This window comes from Micromonospora sp. NPDC000121 (genome assembly GCF_042899165.1).
In the GTDB taxonomy this organism is placed as follows: Bacteria; Actinomycetota; Actinomycetes; order Mycobacteriales; family Micromonosporaceae; genus Micromonospora.
On the sequence record NZ_JBIAZP010000001.1, the window covers coordinates 527,513 to 544,230 of the forward strand.

Below are 16,718 nucleotides of genomic sequence, written 5' to 3' on the forward strand. Positions count from 1 at the left end.
CCCGGCCGAGGCCGGCGCGGCGGGGACGAGCCAGGTCGCCTGCGTCAGTGGTCGCGACTCGCGCTCTCGAGGAAGGGCGCCTCGCGGACGGGCGCACGAGGTCCCTGTCGGCGAAGCACCACGCTCCTCGACCGACAGGAGGACAGATGCTCAGACGTACCCCCCGGCTCTTCGCCGCGACCCTCGCGGTGGCCGCGCTGGCCCTCGGCGCCTGTGCCGAGAAGACCACCGACACGCCCGCCGCCGGCGGCAGCTCCGCGGCGGCCGCCTACCCGGTGACCGTCGGCAAGGTCACCCTCGACAAGCGACCCGAGAAGATCGTGTCGCTGTCGCCGTCGGCCACCGAGATGCTCTTCGCGATCGGGGCCGGCCCGCAGGTCACGGCCGTCGACGACAACTCGAACTACCCGCCGGACGCGCCGAAGACCGACCTCTCCGGCTTCTCCCCGAACGCCGAGGCGATCGCCGGCAAGAGCCCCGACCTGGTGGTGATCTCGGACGACCGCAACAAGATCGTCGAGCAGCTCACCACGCTGAAGATCCCGGTCTACCTCACTCCGGCCGCGACCACGTTGGACGACTCGTACCGGCAGATCACCGAGCTGGGCGCGCTCACCGGCCACGCGACCGAGGCGGCCGACGTGACCAAGCGGATGAAGGACGACATCGCCAAGCTGGTCGCCGGCCTGCCGCAGCGCGCCGAGAAGCTGACCTACTACCACGAGCTCGGCCCGGAGCTGTACACCGCCACCAGCAAGACCTTCATCGGCTCGCTCTACGCGATGGCCGGCCTGGAGAACATCGCCGACCCGGCCGACGCCGACGGCAAGAACGGCGGCTACCCGCAGCTCTCCCAGGAGGTCATCGTCAAGGCGGACCCCGACTTCGTCTTCCTCGCCGACACCAAGTGCTGCCAGCAGAGCGCGGACACGGTCAAGGCGCGCGCCGGCTGGGCGGGCATCACCGCGGTCAAGAACAACCAGGTCGTCGCGCTCGACGACGACATCGCCTCGCGCTGGGGCCCCCGCGTCGTGGACCTGCTCCGGGCCGTCATCGACGCGGTCGCCAAGGTGCCCGCGTGAGCCGCGCCCGTCGATGACCAAGGCCCCCGACACGGCACGACCCACCCGGCGGGCCGGGACGCTCCCCGCGTCCCGGCCCGCCGGGCTGCGGCGGCGCTGGCTCGTGGCCGGCGTCGCCGCCGTGCTGGTCGCCCTGGTCGCCGGGGTGTCGCTCGGCCCGGTCAGCCTGCCGCCGGGCAGCGTCGCGGCCGAGCTGCTCAACCTCCTTCCCGGGGTACGCATCGACAGCGGGCTGACCGAGCGGGAGATCGCCATCGTCACCGAGCTGCGGCTGCCCCGGGTGGTGCTCGGCCTGCTGGTCGGCGGGCTGCTCGCCCTGGCCGGCGGCTGCTACCAGGGCGTGTTCCGCAACCCGCTGGCCGACCCGTACCTGCTCGGGGTGGCGGCCGGGGCCGGGCTGGCGGTCACCGCCGTGATCACCCTCGGGGTGGGGGCGGGCGGCGCGCTCACCGGGCTGCCGCTCACCATCCCGCTGGCCGCGTTCGTCGGCGCTCTCGGCGCGGTGGCGATGACCTACCTGCTCGGGGCGTCCGGCGGGCGCGCCCGCTCCACGGCGACGCTGATCCTGGCCGGCGTGGCCGTCTCCGCGTTCCTCTCCGCCGGGCAGACCTACCTGCTGCAACGCAACTCCGACAGCATCCAGCAGGTCTACTCCTGGCTGCTCGGGCGGCTCGCCACCGCCGGCTGGCACGACGTCCGGCTGGTGCTCCCGTACTTCCTCGTCACCGCCCTGGTGGTGCTGCTGCACCGGCGGGAGCTGGACGTGCTCTCCGTGGGCGACGACGAGGCGACCGGCCTCGGGCTGCACCCGCAGCGGTCCCGCTACCTGCTGATCGCCGCCGCCTCGCTCGGCACCGCCGCCGCCGTCTCCGCCTCCGGGCTGATCGGCTTCGTCGGGATCATCGTGCCGCACACCGTACGGCTGCTGGCCGGGTCGAGCTACCGGGTGATCCTGCCGCTCTCGCTGCTCTTCGGCGGCGCCTTCCTGGCCCTGACGGACGTGGTCGCGCGTACCGTCGCCGCCCCGGCGGAGGTGCCGATCGGCGTGGTCACCGCGCTGCTCGGCGGCCCGTTCTTCGTGCTGGTCCTGCGTACCTCCCGGCGGGTGCTCGGATGAGCGCGCGACGTGCGCCGGCGCCACGGCCGGTGGCGGGCGCGGGAGCCGTGCCGCGGCCGGCGGACGGCGGTGACCGGACGACCGGGCTCGCCGTCGCCGCCGTCGAGGTCCGTGACCTGCACGTCCGCCTGGACGGCACGCCGATCCTCGGCGGCGTCGACCTGACCGTCGCCCCGGGCGAGTGGGTCACCGTGATCGGCCCGAACGGCGCCGGGAAGTCGACCCTGCTGCGCGCCGTCGGCGGCCTGCTGCCCGCGCCGGGCGCCATCTCCCTCTTCGGTACGCCGAGCGAGGCGCTGCGCCGCCGCGACCGGGCCCGGGTGGTGGCGACCGTGGCGCAGTCCCCGGTCGTGCCGGCCGGCATGACGGTGCTCGACTACGTGCTGCTCGGCCGCACCCCCTACATCCCGCCGCTGGGCCGGGAGTCGGCCGCCGACCTGGCGGCCGCGTACGACGTGCTCGACGGGCTGGACCTGACCGGGTTCCGGGACCGGGAGCTGGCCACCCTCTCCGGCGGCGAGCGGCAACGGGTCTTCCTGGCCCGGGCGCTGGCCCAGGGCGCGACCCTGCTGCTGCTGGACGAGCCGACCAGCGCCCTGGACATCGGCCACCAGCAGGAGGTGCTGGAGCTGGTCGACCGGCTCCGGCGCGAGCACGGCCTGACCGTGCTCGCCACCATGCACGACCTCTCGATAGCCGGCGAGTACGCCGACCGCATGGTGCTCCTCGCCGACGGCCGGGTGGTCGCCGCCGGCACCCCGCGCGAGGTGCTGACCGAGCAGCTCCTCGCCACCTGGTACCGCGCCACCGTCCGCGTCGTCGACGGCGACCACGGCCCCCTGGTCGTCCCCGTCCGCCCCCGCTCCTGACCTGCGCGCCCGCCCCGCCTCTGCTGCGGGGCACCACAACCGCGTGATCGACAGGATCAGGGGCGGGTGAGGATGTTGAAGAGGGCGCCGTGGGGGTCGCGGAGGGCGGCGAAGCGGCCCGCCGGGGCGTCCTGGGGTGGGACGAGGATGGTGCCGCCGAGTTCGGCGGCGCGGGCGGCGGCCGCGTCGGCGTCGGCCACCGCGAAGTACACCGACCAGTACGCGGGCGTGTCCGCGGGGAACCCGTCGCCGAGCGGCGGCACCATGCCGGCCACGATCCGGGCGCCGAGCCGCCAGCCGGTGTAGGTGACGGGGCCTGCCGGCTGGTCGTCCGGGTGCCAGCCGAAGACCAACTCGTAGAAGACCTTGGCACCGTCCGGGTCGGGGGTGACCAGCTCGGTCCAGGTCAGCGCGCCCGGGGTGTCGAACACCTCGGCCCCGGGCATGGCCATCGGCTGCCAGACGCTGAAGGCGGCCCCGGCCGGGTCGGCGAAGACCGCCATCCGTCCCCGGTCGAAGACCTCGAACGGCGGCACCACCACTTGCCCGCCGGCCCGCTCGACCCGGCCGGCCACGAGGTCCGCGTCGTCCGTCGCCACGTACGTCGACCAGATCGGCACCTGGTCGGGGATGGCCGGCGGTCCCGCGCCTGCCACCGCCCGGCCGCCGAGCAGGAAGACCGTGTAGCCGCCCGCCTCGGGCTCCGGGTCGATCCGGCCCGTCCACCCGAACAGCTCCGGGTAGAACCGCCGCGCGTCGGCGAGACCGGGGGTGGCGAGGTCGGCCCAGCAGGGTGTGCCCGGCGGGACGGTGCTCACGTCGACCCCTCTCGGCGGGGGGCGACCACGACGGCGCGCCCCTGCCGGCATCGTGGCACCGACCCGCCGCGCCCGGGGGCGGATCGGACGAACCAATCCACCCTAGTGGGGTGCCGATGGCTGAAACCGTCGCCGGCCGTCGTGCGCCTGTACGGTGTCGCCCGCTTCGACGGCGGGCGGGAGCGGAGTGGGCATGACAGGCCGGACAGCGCTCGCGGACGTCGCGGACGACGTCTTCGGGACGACGTACGAGCGGCACTTCCGCGGGATGGTGGCGTTCGCGTACCTCACCACGGGTAGCGCCACCGCGGCGGAGGACATAGTGCAGGAGGCGTTCATCGACCTGTATCGCCGCCGTGCCCAGGTGCGGGAACCGGAGCGCTGGCTGCGGCGGGCGGTGGCCAGCCGCTGCACCTCCTGGGTACGACGGCGCATCCTCGAACGGCGGCACGCCTTCGCCGACCCGACGCACCCGGTCACGGTGCCGCACGAGTCCGCGTCGGTACGGGCGGCGCTGCGCCGGATCCGGCCCCGGCAGCGCGCCGCGTTGTTCCTCCGCTATTACCTCGACCTGCCGGAGCGGGAGATCGCCGAGACGCTCGGCTGCCCCGCCGGCACCGTCAAGACCCTCCTGCACCGTGGACTCGCCGCCCTCAGGGAGCATCTCGATGACTGACCCGACACAGCAGCTCCGTGACGCTTTCGACCGGCTGCTCGCCGACGAGCGGCTGCCGGTCACCCCGCTGGGCGAGATCGTCCAGCGGGCCGAGGGCCGCGCGCGACGCGGCTGGCCGGGCATCCTGGCCACCGCCCTGGCCACCGCGTTCGTGCTGGTCGTCGGGGTCGGGTTGTGGCAGGTCGGGCCGCGCCTGTTCGGCGACGCCGGGCCGGGCCGGCCGCTGACCGCGATGGCGGAGCCGGAACGCGCCGACGCGCTGGCCCAGTGCCGGGTGGGCGGCCAGGGCGACCGGCTGGTCAACGCCGTGGAGTGGCGCGACGGACGCCGCGCCGCCATCGTCGTCAACGGCACCGATCTCGCCTATTGCATGGCCCGTCCCGGGGAGGACCTCAGGATTTCGAGCAGCAGCCACATGGACCCGGGGCAGGACCCGCTGTACTGTCCGCCGCGCACCTGCGCCGTCGCCGGCGGCATGACCGTGCTCACCCTGAGTGATCTCCCCCTCGGGTACGCGAGCGTGATGGAGGGGCTCGCGCCCGAGGGCGCGACGCGGGTGCGGGTGCGGACCGACCGCGGGTACAGCGTCGAGGCGCCGGTGGTCAACGGGACGTACATAGTCCGGGCCGACAGTTGGACCACCAGTGCCGTCGAGTTCACGGAGATCACCGTGCTCGGCGCCGACGGCGCGGTGCTGATGCGGGCGCCGGCGTACGGGTACTGACGCCTGCTGACGGCCGGTCAGCCGAGCGGCGCGGGCAGTGGCGCGGCGTGCAGCACGGCGAGGCGGGAGACGGCCCGGGTGAGCACCACGTAGAGCCGGTGCAGGCCGCGCGGCTCGGCCGCCACGATCGCCGCCGGCTCGACGACGACGACGTGGTCGTACTCCAGGCCCTTGACCAGCGTCGCCGGCACCACCGTGACGCGCGTCGCGGCGGCCGGGTCGTCGACGGTCGCGGTCTCGACCCCGGCGGCGGCGAGGGCGGCCCGCAGCCCGTCGACCGCGTCGTCGGCGGCGATCACCGCGACCGAGCCGTCGAACGCCAGCGCCGCGCGCACCTCGGCCACCGTCGCGGCGGTCAGGTCGTCGACGGTACGCACGTCGAGCGCGCCGTCGCGGCGCAGCGACTCCGCCGGCGGCACGTCGACGGCGAGCGCCGGCAGCAGCCGGTTGGCGAACGCGACCACGGCGGCGGGCACCCGGAAGCCGACCGTCAGCGGGACCACCACCGCGTCCGGCTTGCCCAGGTGGCGCAGGGACTCCCGCCAGTCGGCGGCGGCCCACGGGGCGGTGCCCTGGGCCAGGTCGCCGAGGAGCGTGATCGACCCGTGCTCGCTGCGCCGGGCGATCACCCGGCACTGCATGGGGGACAGGTCCTGCGCCTCGTCGACCACCACGTGGCCGAAGCCGGCCGGCCGCTCGATCAGCCCGGCCGCCTCGTCGATCAGCACCGCGTCGGCGGCCGTCCACTTCGTGGCCTTCGGGGTGCGCCCGAGCTTCGTCCCGGCCGTGGCGGGGCGGCGCGCCGGACGCGGGGCATCCGCCGCCACCGCGTCGGGCGTCCCGTCCGGAGTGGCCGTCCCGCGCAGCAGCGCCTGCTCGTCGGCGGTCAGCAGCCCGCCGGCGCTGGCGGCCAGCAGCTCGGCGTCGGTGAGCAGCCGGTGCACCAGCCCTTCCGCGGTGAGCGCCGGCCAGACCGCGTCGAGGAAGGCGGCGACCGGCGCGCACCTGCCCATCCGGCGCAGCCAGGCGTCGCTCGGCGACTCGGCGCGCCGCGCCTCGGCCTGCCGCTGGAGCAGGGCCACCACCCGGGCCCGGACGCGTTCCCGCCCGGTGGCGTACGGCAGCCGCTCCCGGCGGGTCTCCTCGACCAGCCGGTGCAGCGGGTCCAGCCCGATCCGCCACCGGTAGGAGCCGTCCGAGACCATGATCGGCTCGGTCGGCTCGCCGATGTGCGCGTCGACGGCCCGGCGCAGCACCTCGGCCATCCGCACGTCGTGCTTGACGGCCGCCACCGCCGGGTCGTCGACCGCCCGCACCGGCACCCGGGCGACCAGGTCCTCCACCGTGGCCTGTTCGACCTCGACCTCGCCGAGCGCCGGCAGCACCGCCGCGATGTACGACAGGAAGGCCCGGTTCGGCCCGACGATCAGCACACCCGCGCGGCGCAGCCGCTCCCGGTGCAGGTAGAGCAGGTACGCGGCCCGGTGCAGGCCGACCGCCGTCTTGCCGGTGCCCGGCGCGCCCTGCACGCAAATCGAGTCGGCCAGGTCGGCCCGGACCAGCTCGTCCTGCTCCGGCTGGATCGTGGCGACGATGTCGCGCATCGGCCCGACGCGGGGCCGCTCGATCTCGGCGGTCAGGATCCGGCTGGCCGTGCCGAGTTCCTCGCCCCGGTCGAGGTGCTCGTCCTCGAAGCTGGTGAGCGTCCCGTTGCTGAACCCGAAGCGGCGTCGTACCGCCACACCCTGCGGGTCGCGGGCGCTGGCCCGGTAGAACGACCGGGAGACGGGTGCCCGCCAGTCCAGCACCAGCGGCTCGCCCCGCTCGTCGGTGACGTGCCGCCGCCCCACGTGGTAGCGCCGGCCGGCGTGGTCGGCGTGCCCGGGGCCCGCCCCGTCGTCGCTGCCGCCGGGGGTGCTGTCGGTGGACGTGTCGACGGGCGCGCCGTCCATGGCCGGGCCGAAGTCGAGGCGGCCGAAGAAGAGCGGCGTGGTCGGGTCGTCGGCGAGTTCGGCGACCCGGCGGGCCAGGGTGCGCCCGAGCGTCTCGGCGGCGTAGGCGTCGCCGGCAACCTGGTCGCCGGTGGCGAAGAGGGCCTCGGCGCGTTTCCGCATCCGGGCCAGGGCGGCCCGGGAGGTGGCGAGGTGCTCGCGCTCGGCGGCGAGGTCGGTGTCGAGGTGGAGGTCGACTGCGGTCACGCTGAATCCTCATCGAGGTCATCTGCTGATCGCTCGCGTGTCCGGCGGGCGGATGGCCGGCCCCCGGCGCGGGACGTCCGATGCGGTGCTCACCTCACCCTGGCCGTCAAGCGACCTGTCAGCCTACGCGCACACCGGCTCCCGCTCCACCGAATTGTCCGCCCTCCGGCCCGGCGTCCCGGCGCAGCGGTCTCGGGTGCCGGGGCGGGGCCGGGTGCGGGGTTGGCCACTCAGGCGCCGACCCGCTGAGCCGCGGGCGGAACGCGGGGATACGGTCGGGGTATGGCTGAGCACGTCGCACGCCCCCGGGTCGGGCACATCCAGTTCCTGAACTGCCTGCCGATCTACTGGGGGCTGATGCGCTCCGGCGCCCTGATCGACGTCGACCTGCACAAGGACTCGCCGGACCGGCTGAGCGCCGCGCTGGTCGCCGGCGACCTGGACATCGGCCCGATCACGCAGGTGGAGTACCTGCGCCACGCCGACGAGCTGCTGCTCCTGCCCGACCTGGCGGTCGGCAGCGACGGCCCGGTGCTGTCGGTCAACCTCGTCTCCACCCGGCCGTTGGCCGAGCTCGACCACGGCAAGGTGGCGCTGGGCTCGACCTCGCGGACCGGCGTCCTCCTGGCCCAGCTCCTGCTCGGCGAGCGGTACGGGGTGAATCCCGAGTACTTCCGTTGCCCGCCGGACCTGACCCAGATGCTGCTGGAGGCCGACGCCGGGGTGCTGATCGGTGACGTGGCGCTGCGCGCGCTCTACGAGGCGCCGAAGCTCGGGCTGGAGGTCACCGACCTCGGGCAGGCGTGGCGGGAGTGGACCGGCCTGCCGATGGTCTTCGCCGTGTGGGCCGTACGCCGGGACTTCGCCGCCGCCCACCCCGGTTTGGTCAAGGAGGTGCACGACGCGTTCCTGCGCTCCCGGGACCTCTGCCTCTCGGAGCTGGATCAGGTCGCCGAGGCGGGCGCGCGCTGGGAGCCGTTCGACGCGGAGACCCTGGCGACGTACTTCCGGGCACTGGACTTCTCGCTCGGCGACCGCCAGGTGGCCGGCCTGCGCGAGTTCGCGCGCCGCGCCGCCGCCCTCGGCGCCGCCCCGTCCCTGCCCGACACGGGTCCCGACTTCTTCACGGGCTGACCCCCGCCCGCCCCGATCGGCGGCGGCGAGGGGTCAGGTGGGGTCGCGGAGAAGGGCTTCCGTGATCGTCTGGCAGTTCTTCATGCCGTACTCGTAGCCCTTGCCGATCGGGTAGCGGACCATCACGCCCATCGTCCAGGTGTCGCCGATGGCCAGGCAGTTGATGTGCATCTCCTGCTCCCTGGTCCGGTCGATCCAGCCGTTCTTGATGGCGATGGTCTTGCGCTCCGCGGCCGGGAACGCCTTGCGGATGCCGAAGTCGCCGGCCCCCCGGACCAGTCGCATCTCCTTGAGCAGCCAGTCCGTCCACGTCGGACCGGCTGCCCGGCCGTCGGCGATGCAGGCGCCCATCCGCGCGGTGTCGCGGGGGGAGAGCGCCGTACGGCTCCATCCGCCGTCGGGGGCGACCTTGCTGTCGGTCAGCTCGCACAGCGAGATCAGCCGCTTGATCGAGGCGGACCGGCCGACGGTGTTGTAGAACTGCTCGGCCCGGGTGTTGTCGCTGTCCCGGATGATCTTCGTGGCGTCGGCGAGCTTGGCGTCGCTCGGCGTCTGGCCGGCGTCGGCGGCGCGGCGCAGGTAGTCGGCCACGATCCAGGCCTTGATCAGCGAGGCGGTGGTGCTGGTCTCGTCCATGTTGTCCGAACCGATGATCTCGCCGGTCCGGCGGTCGAGGACGCTCCAGGAGTACCAGCCCTCGATGTCCAGGTCGAGGTCCTTCGCCTCGAACGGCAGCGGCTCCGGCGTCGGGCTGGGCGACGGCGACGGCGACTCCCGCGTGCTTCGGTCGCTCGGCGTGCTCGCGCCGCGGTCGGCCGGCGCGGCTGGCTCTCCCCACTTGGCGACGGCGGTGGACTCGAACGGCGAGCCCGGCATCAGCCGCAGGGACACGAGCACCAGGCCGACCAGGATCACCGCGACGGCGATCAGCTTGACGGGGGAGGCGTCGCCGCGCCGGTCCTCCCGGCGCTGCCCGGCCATCAGAGCTTCCCGACCGGCTGCTGCGGCACCTTGAGGGCGGCGCCGGGCTGCGGGGTCACCAACTGGCTGGCGACCGAGGCGCAGGTCTGCGCGCCGTAGTCCAGCCCGCTCTTCTGCGGGTAGCGCAGCATCACCGCCAGGCTCCACTTGTCGGTGACCGCGAGGCAGTTCACGTGCCAGTTGCCGTCGTAGTTCAGCGGCGTCCAGCCGTTCTTGATGCTGACCGGGCCCTGGCTGAGGATCGACTGGGGGAGCCCGTCGATGATGCCCCAGCGGCCGCCGCCGGAGCGGGCCTTCTGGTCCTTGGCGGCGGTGGTGCCCTTGACCTTGCTCATCTCGTCCAGCAGGTAGTTGGTCCACTTCGGGCCGGCGGCCGTGCCGTCGCCGATGCAGTCGCCCAGCCGGACGGCGTCGCGGGGGGACATCCGGGTGAAGCTCCACCAGCCCACGTAGCCCGGCACGTTGCCCGGCTTGGTGTCGGTCAGCTCACAGGTGCTGGTCATCCGCTTGATCGTCTCGGCGCGGCCCACCGCGCTGTAGAGGGCGTTGGCGGCGTCGTCGTCGCTGTTCCGGATGGCGGCGGAGATCTGCTTCTTCCGCTCGGCCGGCACGGGCTTGTCGCCGAGTTGGCGAAGGTAGTCGGCCGCGAACCAGGCCTTGATCATCGACTCGGTGGAGCTGGTCGATGCCATGTTCTTGCTGCCGGAGATCTCGCCGGTCTCGCGGTCCATCAGGGCCCACGAGAAGAACTCGCCCTTGAAGTTCACCGACACCGGGCCGGCGGCCAGGGTCGGCGGCGGGGGCGGGGTGGGCGCGGGCGCCGCGACGCTGCCGCCGCCGCTGCCGCCCGCGGCGTCGTCGCCGGCGAGTCGGGCGTACGCGGCGGGCACGAGCAGGCCGCCACCGAGGAGGACCGCCACGACGGCGAGCACCAGGGTCACGCGGGATCGCATGAGTGGGTGAGCTCCAGATGTCAGGGCCGGGGGGACCGGCTTGTTGTCCGGACGGATCGGCGGCTCGCCGAGGCCGGGGGTGCGGCCTCCGTGTTCCTGGGGCGATCGTCGGCAGCCGATCGGTGTGACCGGGGGAAGTCTACGTGCGGATCGGCGGCACGCCAGAACATGACACCTGGCAACTTGCCATGAAGGCGGGATATCGGACCGCTATGCGGCCATTGGGGGAATTCACCTTCGCCTCGTGACCCAAGTCATAGCTTACGACCGCAGGGGAGCCGCCGTCCCGTCCCGAACCGTCCTCGGAAACCTGTTACACACCTCTGGTGCGGCGAGTTGCAAGCTGTAACACTTGACCCCATGTATGGCAACGACTTCTCCGCCGAGGACGCACCCGGCGGTGGCCTGCTCGGCGAGGTCGAGGCGGCGGAGGCGGCGCTGCGGGAGGCCGCCGAGCGGGGGCGGCGCGCCGGTGCTCCCGGCCCTGACGAGGACCTCGCGGCGTACTTCGCGGAGGTCATCGACGCCGACCAGAAGATCGAGCCGCGAGACTGGATGCCCGAGGCGTACCGCAAGACGCTGATCCGGCAGATCGCCCAGCACGCGCACTCCGAGATCATCGGCATGCAGCCGGAGGGGAACTGGATCAGCCGCGCCCCCTCGCTCAAGCGCAAGGCGATCCTGCTGGCCAAGGTCCAGGACGAGGCCGGCCACGGCCTCTACCTCTACGCCGCCGCGGAGACCCTCGGGATCAGCCGGGACGAACTGGTCGAGCTGCTCCTCAGCGGCCGGCAGAAGTACAGCTCGATCTTCAACTACCCGACGCTGACCTGGGCCGACGTCGGCGCGATCGGCTGGCTGGTGGACGGCGCCGCGATCGTCAACCAGGTGCCGCTCTGCCGCTGCTCCTACGGGCCGTACGCCCGCGCGATGATCCGGGTCTGCAAGGAGGAGTCGTTCCACCAGCGGCAGGGCTACGAGATCCTGCACACGCTGGCGCACGGCACCCCGGCGCAGAAGGCGATGGCGCAGGACGCGGTCGACCGTTGGTGGTACCCGTCGCTGGCGATGTTCGGCCCGCCGGACACCGACTCCACCCACTCGGCGCAGTCCATGGCCTGGAAGATCAAGCGGTTCTCCAACGACGAGCTGCGCCAGCGCTTCGTGGACATGTGCGTGCAGCAGGCCGAGATCCTCGGCCTGACCATCCCCGACCCGGACCTGCGCTGGAACGAGTCCCGGCAGTCGTACGACTTCACCCAGCCGGACTACGACGAGCTGATGCGGGTGATCAAGGGCGACGGGCCGTGCAACCGGCAGCGGGCGGAGCACCGCCGCCGCGCCCACACCGACGGCGCCTGGGTGCGGGAGGCCGCCGCGGCGTACGCCGCGAAGCGGGCGGAGAAGAAGGAGAAGGTGGCGGCGTGAGCGAGCGTAGCGAGCGAACGGACCAGCGCGGCGTGAGCGGTCCTTCGCCCTTGTGGGAGGTCTTCGTGCGGGCGCGGCGCGGGTTGTCGCACACCCACGTCGGCAGCCTGCACGCCCCCGACGCCGAGCTGGCCCTGCGTAACGCGCGGGACCTCTACACCCGCCGCCAGGAGGGCGTCTCCATCTGGGTGGTGCCGGCGGGCGCGATCACCGCGTCCAGCCCCGACGAGAAGGACGCCTTCTTCGACCCGGCGGCCGACAAGGTCTACCGCCACCCCACCTTCTACGAGGTGCCGGACGGGGTGGCCCACCTGTGAGCGAGCGCAGCGAGCGAACCATTCGGCTCAGCACCGGGGCGCGTCGCGCCGCCGCCGAGCGGAGCGAGGTGGCGGCGTGACCGGCCCCTTCGACTTCACCCTCGCCCTCGGCGACGACGCGCTGATCGCGGCGCAGCGGCTGGCCGAGTGGACCACCCGCGCGCCGGAGATGGAGGAGGACATCGCGCTGGCGAACATCGCCCTCGACCAGCTCGGCGCGGCCCGGCTCCTGCTGTCGTACGCGGGCGAGCTGGAGGGCGCCGGCCGGGACGAGGACGCGCTGGCGTTCCTCCGCGACGACCGGGAGTTCCGCAACTGCCTCCTCGTGGAGCTGCCGAACGGCGACTTCGCGGTCACCATGGCGAAGCTGCTCTTCCTCTCGGCGTACCAGCTCCCGCTCTACACCGCGCTGGCCGGCTGCGCCGACGAGCGGCTGGCCGCGATCGGGGCCAAGGCCCGCAAGGAGTCGGCCTACCACCTCGACCACGCCTCCCTGTGGGTGAAGCGGCTGGGTGACGGCACCGAGGAGTCGCACCGGCGCATGCAGGCGGCCGTCGAGCAGGTCTGGCCGTACGTCCACGAACTGTTCGCGGCGGACCCGGCGGCGCCGGTCGACCCGGCCACCCTGCGGGCCGACTTCGACGCGACCGTCTCCGCCGTGCTGGACGAGGCCACGCTGACCCGGCCGCAGGGCGGCTGGGCACCGGCCGGCGGGCGGGCCGGGGTGCACACCGAGCACCTGTCCTACCTGCTCGCCGAGATGCAGGTGCTGCACCGCGCTTACCCCGGAGCGAACTGGTGAGCGCGGACGGAAGGCGGCGCTGGTGAACCCGAGGGAGGCCGTGGCTGCGGTGGTGGACCCGGAGATCCGGGTCGTCACCATCGCGGACCTCGGCATCCTGCGGGCGGTCGACGAGGACCCGGCCACCGGCCGGGTCGTCGTCACCATCACCCCCACCTACACGGGCTGCCCGGCGATGGACGTGATCCGCGCCGACATCCGCCGGGCCCTGGCCGCCGCCGGCCACCCCGACGCCGAGGTGCGCACCGTCTACAGCCCGGCGTGGAGCACCGACTGGATCTCCGACGCCGGTCGGGCGAAGCTCGCCGCCGCCGGCATCGCCCCGCCGGCCCCCGTCCGCACCGGCGGCGTGGTGCCGCTGACCCTCACCGTCCGCTGCCCGCGCTGCGGCTCGGCGGAGACCGAGCAGGTCAGCCGCTTCGGCTCCACCGCGTGCAAGGCGCTCTGGCGCTGCCGCTCCTGCCGTGAACCCTTCGACCACCTGAAGGCGCTGTGACTGTCACCATCACCCGCCCGGTCCGCCGCCGGCCCGTCTTCCACCCGCTCTCCGTCGCCGCCGTCGACCGGCTCACCGACGACGCCGTGGCGATCACCTTCGCGGTGCCGCCGGAGCTGCGGGAGACCTTCGCGTTCTCCGCCGGCCAGCACCTCACCGTCCGGCGCGCCACCGACGCGGGGGAGGACGTGCGCCGGTCGTACTCCATCTGCTCCACGCCGGAGGACCTGGCCCGGCACGGCCGGCTGCGGATCGGCGTGCGGGAGATCCCGGGCGGGGCGTTCTCCGCGTTCGCCTGCGGCGCGTTGCGCGGCGGCGACACGGTCGAGGTGCTGCCGCCGCTCGGGCACTTCACCACGGCGTTCGCGCCGGACCGGGCCCGCCACTACGGCGCGGTGGTCGCCGGCTCGGGGATCACCCCGGTGCTCGCGCTGGCCGCGACGGCGCTCGCCGTCGAGCCGGCCAGCACCTTCACCCTGGTGTACGGCAACCGCACGGCCAACACGGTGATGTTCGCCGAGGAGTTGGCCGACCTGAAGGACCGCTACCCGACGCGGCTGCACCTGGTGCACGTGCTCTCCCGCGAGCAGGGCGAGTCCCCGCTGCTCTCCGGCCGGATCGACGCCGACCGGCTGGGCCGGCTGCTGGACACCATCGTCCCCGGCGACGCCATCGAGGAGTGGTTCCTCTGCGGCCCGTACGGCATGGTGGTGGACGCCCGGGAGGTGCTCACCGGGCGCGGGGTGCCGGAGTCGGCGGTCCACACGGAGCTGTTCCACGTCGACGAGGCCCCGGCCCCGCCGCGACGCCCCGCCGACGAGCCGGGGGCCGGCGCCGAGGTGACCATCGTGCTGGACGGCCGCTCGTCGAGCTTCACGATGGGCCGCGACGAGCGGGTGCTGGACGCGGCGCTCAAGGTCCGCGGCGAGCTGCCGTACGCCTGCAAGGGCGGGGTCTGCTCGACCTGCAAGGCCAAGGTCGTCGACGGCGCGGTCACGATGGCCCGCAACTACGCCCTGGAGCCGGACGAGGTGGCCGCCGGCTACGTCCTCACCTGCCAGTCCAGCCCGACCACCGACAGGCTCACGGTCGACTACGACGCGTGACCTGTAGGACAACTTGTTCTACACTCGTCCCGTGGAGCAGATCGCCGTTCGGGAGCTGAACCAGCACACCAGCAAGGTGCTGGCCCGGGTGCGGGCGGGTGAGACGGTCGAGGTGACCGACCGGGGCGAGCCCATCGCCCGACTCGTTCCCATCGTGGCCGGTGACGCCCTCCTGGGTCGGCTGGTCGCCGAGGGGCGTGCCACCGCCCCGACCTCGACCGGGCCACTGCCGATGCCGCCGGTCCTCGGTGACCCCACCATCGATGCCGCAGCCGCCCTCGCCGAGTCGCGCGCAGAGGAGCGCTGGTGATCTATCTCGACTCGGCGGCGGTCATCAAGCTCCTCCGTCGCGAGCCGGGGACCGAGCAGCTCGTCGGCTGGCTCAACGAACGGTCCGGGACGTCGCTGGTGGCGTCGGCCCTGGTCGAGGTCGAGGTGCCTCGAGCTCTCCGTCGCGCCGCCCCGCAGGCGCTGGTGGGCGTGCCCACTGTCCTGTCCCGTCTCTACCGGGTCGAAATCGACGCGACCGTCCGCGCCGCTGCCGGCGCGTACGCCGAACCGCTTCTGCGCAGCCTGGATGCCATCCACCTGGCCACGGCGGAGATCCTCGCCCGCCAGGCGGGCGCCGACTTCGTCGCTTTCGTCACGTACGACCGTCGGCTGCTCGACGCAGCGAAGGCTGTCGGTCTGCCGGTCGCCAGCCCGGGACAGGGCTGACCGCGGCGGCTGTGGGGTGAGCCGCAGCCGGCCGGCCCGAGGCGGTCGGGCCGGCCGGCGGGCGTACCCTCGGAGGCGTGACGGTGAGCCGGGAGATCGACGACATCCTGCAGCGCGGCGCGGACGGTGGGCGGATCACGCCCGAGGAGGCCCTGCTGCTCTACACCGAGGCGCCCTTCCACGCCCTGGGCGAGGCGGCCGACGCCGTACGGCGTCGGCGCTATCCGGACAACGTCGTCACGTACCTGATCGACCGCAACATCAACTACACCAACGTCTGCGTGACGGCGTGCAAGTTCTGCGCGTTCTACCGGGCCCCCAAGCACAAGGAGGGCTGGACCCACCCGACCGAGGAGATCCTGCGCCGCTGCGGCGAGGCGGTCGAGCTGGGCGCCACCCAGGTCATGCTCCAGGGCGGGCACCACCCGGACTACGGCGTGGAGTACTACGAGGAGTTGTTCTCCTCGGTCAAGAAGGCGTACCCGCAGCTCGCCATCCACTCCATCGGCCCGAGCGAGATCCTGCACATGGCCAAGGTCTCCGGCGTCAGCCTGGACGAGGCCATCGCCCGGATCAAGGCGGCCGGGCTGGACTCCATCGCCGGCGCCGGCGCGGAGATGCTGCCCGCGCGTCCCCGCACGGCGATCGCACCGCTGAAGGAGTCGGGCGAGCGCTGGCTGGAGGTCATGGAGCTGGCGCACCGGCAGGGCGTCGAGTCGACCGCCACGATGATGATGGGCACCGGCGAGACCGCCGCCGAGCGGATCGAGCACCTGCGGATGATCCGCGACGTGCAGGACCGCACGGGGGGCTTCCGGGCGTTCATCCCGTGGACGTACCAGCCGGAGAACAACCACCTCAAGGGCCGCACGCAGGCCACCACCCTGGAATACCTGCGGCTGGTCGCGGTGGCCCGGCTCTTCTTCGAGACGGTGCCGCACCTGCAGGCGTCCTGGTTGACCACCGGCAAGGACGTCGGGCAGCTCGCACTGCACATGGGCGTGGACGACCTCGGCTCGATCATGCTGGAGGAGAACGTCATCTCCTCCGCCGGCGCGCGGCACCGCTCCAACCTGCACGAGCTGATCGGCATGATCCGCTCGGCGGACCGGATCCCCGCCCAGCGGGACACCCTCTACAACCGGTTGGCCGTGCACCGGACCCCCGCCGACGACCCGACCGACGAGCGGGTCGTGTCGCACTTCTCCTCCATCGCGCTGCCGGGCGGCGGCGCCGGGAAGGCCCTTCCGCTGGTCGACGCCCGCTGAGCGACGCCGTACCACCAGACACCCCGCCGTCG

The 16,718-nt window shown here is 73.5% G+C and carries 18 protein-coding genes; 14 read left to right on the top strand and 4 right to left on the bottom strand.

The annotated features are described in order from the left end of the window. The first annotated feature begins 146 nt into the window (after positions 1 to 146). Genes ACFY23_RS02580 through ACFY23_RS02590 form a run of 3 tightly spaced genes read left to right on the top strand, consistent with a single transcriptional unit; the run spans position 147 to position 3,068 of the window. Positions 147 to 1,082, top strand: coding sequence for an ABC transporter substrate-binding protein (locus ACFY23_RS02580; RefSeq protein ID WP_350686564.1), 936 nt, complete (start codon positions 147 to 149; stop codon positions 1,080 to 1,082). 13 nt (positions 1,083 to 1,095) lie between these two features. Beyond that, on the top strand, positions 1,096 to 2,199 hold the full coding sequence (locus tag ACFY23_RS02585) for an iron ABC transporter permease (RefSeq protein WP_350818914.1): 1,104 nt from the start codon (positions 1,096 to 1,098) through the stop codon (positions 2,197 to 2,199). After that, on the top strand, positions 2,196 to 3,068 hold the full coding sequence (locus tag ACFY23_RS02590) for an ABC transporter ATP-binding protein (protein ID WP_350683137.1): 873 nt from the start codon (positions 2,196 to 2,198) through the stop codon (positions 3,066 to 3,068). The genes ACFY23_RS02585 and ACFY23_RS02590 overlap by 4 nt, the downstream gene beginning before the upstream one ends. Before the next feature lie 56 nt (positions 3,069 to 3,124). Here ACFY23_RS02590 and ACFY23_RS02595 read toward each other — a convergent pair whose 3' ends face one another. Then, positions 3,125 to 3,886: a VOC family protein gene (locus ACFY23_RS02595; RefSeq protein WP_350683139.1), complete on the bottom strand. Its 762-nt coding sequence runs from the start codon at positions 3,884 to 3,886 to the stop codon at positions 3,125 to 3,127. Positions 3,887 to 4,079: 193 nt separating this feature from the next. On the opposite strand from ACFY23_RS02595, the gene ACFY23_RS02600 reads away from it, so the two are divergent. Both ACFY23_RS02600 and ACFY23_RS02605 read left to right on the top strand, forming a co-directional pair. Next, entirely contained in the window at positions 4,080 to 4,562 is a 483-nt protein-coding gene (locus tag ACFY23_RS02600) for a sigma-70 family RNA polymerase sigma factor (RefSeq protein ID WP_350683141.1), read from the top strand. After that, on the top strand, positions 4,555 to 5,286 hold the full coding sequence (locus ACFY23_RS02605; protein ID WP_350683143.1) for a hypothetical protein: 732 nt from the start codon (positions 4,555 to 4,557) through the stop codon (positions 5,284 to 5,286). Before ACFY23_RS02600 ends, ACFY23_RS02605 begins: the two co-directional genes overlap by 8 nt. Before the next feature lie 17 nt (positions 5,287 to 5,303). Here the strand turns inward: ACFY23_RS02605 and ACFY23_RS02610 are convergent, their stop codons facing one another. After that, positions 5,304 to 7,484 (bottom strand): HelD family protein, encoded by a 2,181-nt coding sequence (locus tag ACFY23_RS02610; RefSeq protein WP_387035522.1) that lies wholly within the window; start codon positions 7,482 to 7,484, stop codon positions 5,304 to 5,306. Between the two features lie 282 nt (positions 7,485 to 7,766). Between ACFY23_RS02610 and ACFY23_RS02615 the strand changes: the two genes are divergently transcribed. Beyond that, positions 7,767 to 8,618, top strand: coding sequence for a menaquinone biosynthesis protein (locus ACFY23_RS02615; protein WP_350683145.1), 852 nt, complete (start codon positions 7,767 to 7,769; stop codon positions 8,616 to 8,618). Between the two features lie 33 nt (positions 8,619 to 8,651). Here ACFY23_RS02615 and ACFY23_RS02620 read toward each other — a convergent pair whose 3' ends face one another. Beyond that, complete coding sequence (locus tag ACFY23_RS02620) at positions 8,652 to 9,599, bottom strand: hypothetical protein (RefSeq protein ID WP_350683147.1); 948 nt, start codon at positions 9,597 to 9,599, stop codon at positions 8,652 to 8,654. Beyond that, positions 9,599 to 10,552: a hypothetical protein gene (locus ACFY23_RS02625; RefSeq protein ID WP_350683149.1), complete on the bottom strand. Its 954-nt coding sequence runs from the start codon at positions 10,550 to 10,552 to the stop codon at positions 9,599 to 9,601. Before ACFY23_RS02625 ends, ACFY23_RS02620 begins: the two co-directional genes overlap by 1 nt. Before the next feature lie 360 nt (positions 10,553 to 10,912). Between ACFY23_RS02625 and paaA the strand changes: the two genes are divergently transcribed. From paaA to mqnC, 8 genes are all read left to right on the top strand, one after another. Beyond that, a complete protein-coding gene (paaA, locus tag ACFY23_RS02630; RefSeq protein WP_350683151.1) occupies positions 10,913 to 11,980 on the top strand; it encodes a 1,2-phenylacetyl-CoA epoxidase subunit PaaA in 1,068 nt (355 codons plus the stop codon). Beyond that, complete coding sequence (gene paaB / locus ACFY23_RS02635; protein WP_350683153.1) at positions 11,977 to 12,297, top strand: 1,2-phenylacetyl-CoA epoxidase subunit PaaB; 321 nt, start codon at positions 11,977 to 11,979, stop codon at positions 12,295 to 12,297. Before paaA ends, paaB begins: the two co-directional genes overlap by 4 nt. A gap of 76 nt (positions 12,298 to 12,373) precedes the next feature. Further along, the gene (gene paaC / locus ACFY23_RS02640) at positions 12,374 to 13,099 is read left to right on the top strand and encodes a 1,2-phenylacetyl-CoA epoxidase subunit PaaC (RefSeq protein WP_350683155.1); all 726 of its coding nucleotides are present in this window, start codon (positions 12,374 to 12,376) and stop codon (positions 13,097 to 13,099) included. 19 nt (positions 13,100 to 13,118) lie between these two features. Continuing rightward, positions 13,119 to 13,595: a 1,2-phenylacetyl-CoA epoxidase subunit PaaD gene (gene paaD / locus ACFY23_RS02645; protein WP_350683191.1), complete on the top strand. Its 477-nt coding sequence runs from the start codon at positions 13,119 to 13,121 to the stop codon at positions 13,593 to 13,595. Next, complete coding sequence (gene paaE / locus ACFY23_RS02650) at positions 13,592 to 14,701, top strand: 1,2-phenylacetyl-CoA epoxidase subunit PaaE (RefSeq protein ID WP_350683157.1); 1,110 nt, start codon at positions 13,592 to 13,594, stop codon at positions 14,699 to 14,701. The genes paaD and paaE overlap by 4 nt, the downstream gene beginning before the upstream one ends. Before the next feature lie 31 nt (positions 14,702 to 14,732). Next, entirely contained in the window at positions 14,733 to 15,011 is a 279-nt protein-coding gene (locus ACFY23_RS02655) for a type II toxin-antitoxin system prevent-host-death family antitoxin (RefSeq protein WP_350683158.1), read from the top strand. Next, the gene (locus tag ACFY23_RS02660) at positions 15,008 to 15,418 is read left to right on the top strand and encodes a type II toxin-antitoxin system VapC family toxin (RefSeq protein ID WP_350683160.1); all 411 of its coding nucleotides are present in this window, start codon (positions 15,008 to 15,010) and stop codon (positions 15,416 to 15,418) included. Before ACFY23_RS02655 ends, ACFY23_RS02660 begins: the two co-directional genes overlap by 4 nt. 77 nt (positions 15,419 to 15,495) lie before the next feature. Beyond that, a complete protein-coding gene (gene mqnC / locus ACFY23_RS02665) occupies positions 15,496 to 16,686 on the top strand; it encodes a cyclic dehypoxanthinyl futalosine synthase (RefSeq protein WP_350683162.1) in 1,191 nt (396 codons plus the stop codon). Positions 16,687 to 16,718 lie beyond the last annotated feature (32 nt).

What these genes read in the sequence shown, in the direction of transcription:
- ACFY23_RS02580 (WP_350686564.1), top strand. Translation starts at nt 147, where the DNA reads ATGCTCAGACGTACCCCCCGGCTCTTCGCCGCGACCCTCGCGGTGGCC.
- ACFY23_RS02585 (WP_350818914.1), top strand. Translation starts at nt 1,096, where the DNA reads ATGACCAAGGCCCCCGACACGGCACGACCCACCCGGCGGGCCGGGACG.
- ACFY23_RS02590 (WP_350683137.1), top strand. Translation starts at nt 2,196, where the DNA reads ATGAGCGCGCGACGTGCGCCGGCGCCACGGCCGGTGGCGGGCGCGGGA.
- ACFY23_RS02600 (WP_350683141.1), top strand. Translation starts at nt 4,080, where the DNA reads ATGACAGGCCGGACAGCGCTCGCGGACGTCGCGGACGACGTCTTCGGG.
- ACFY23_RS02605 (WP_350683143.1), top strand. Translation starts at nt 4,555, where the DNA reads ATGACTGACCCGACACAGCAGCTCCGTGACGCTTTCGACCGGCTGCTC.
- ACFY23_RS02615 (WP_350683145.1), top strand. Translation starts at nt 7,767, where the DNA reads ATGGCTGAGCACGTCGCACGCCCCCGGGTCGGGCACATCCAGTTCCTG.
- ACFY23_RS02620 (WP_350683147.1), bottom strand. Translation starts at nt 9,599, where the DNA reads ATGGCCGGGCAGCGCCGGGAGGACCGGCGCGGCGACGCCTCCCCCGTC.
- ACFY23_RS02625 (WP_350683149.1), bottom strand. Translation starts at nt 10,552, where the DNA reads ATGCGATCCCGCGTGACCCTGGTGCTCGCCGTCGTGGCGGTCCTCCTC.
- paaA (WP_350683151.1), top strand. Translation starts at nt 10,913, where the DNA reads ATGTATGGCAACGACTTCTCCGCCGAGGACGCACCCGGCGGTGGCCTG.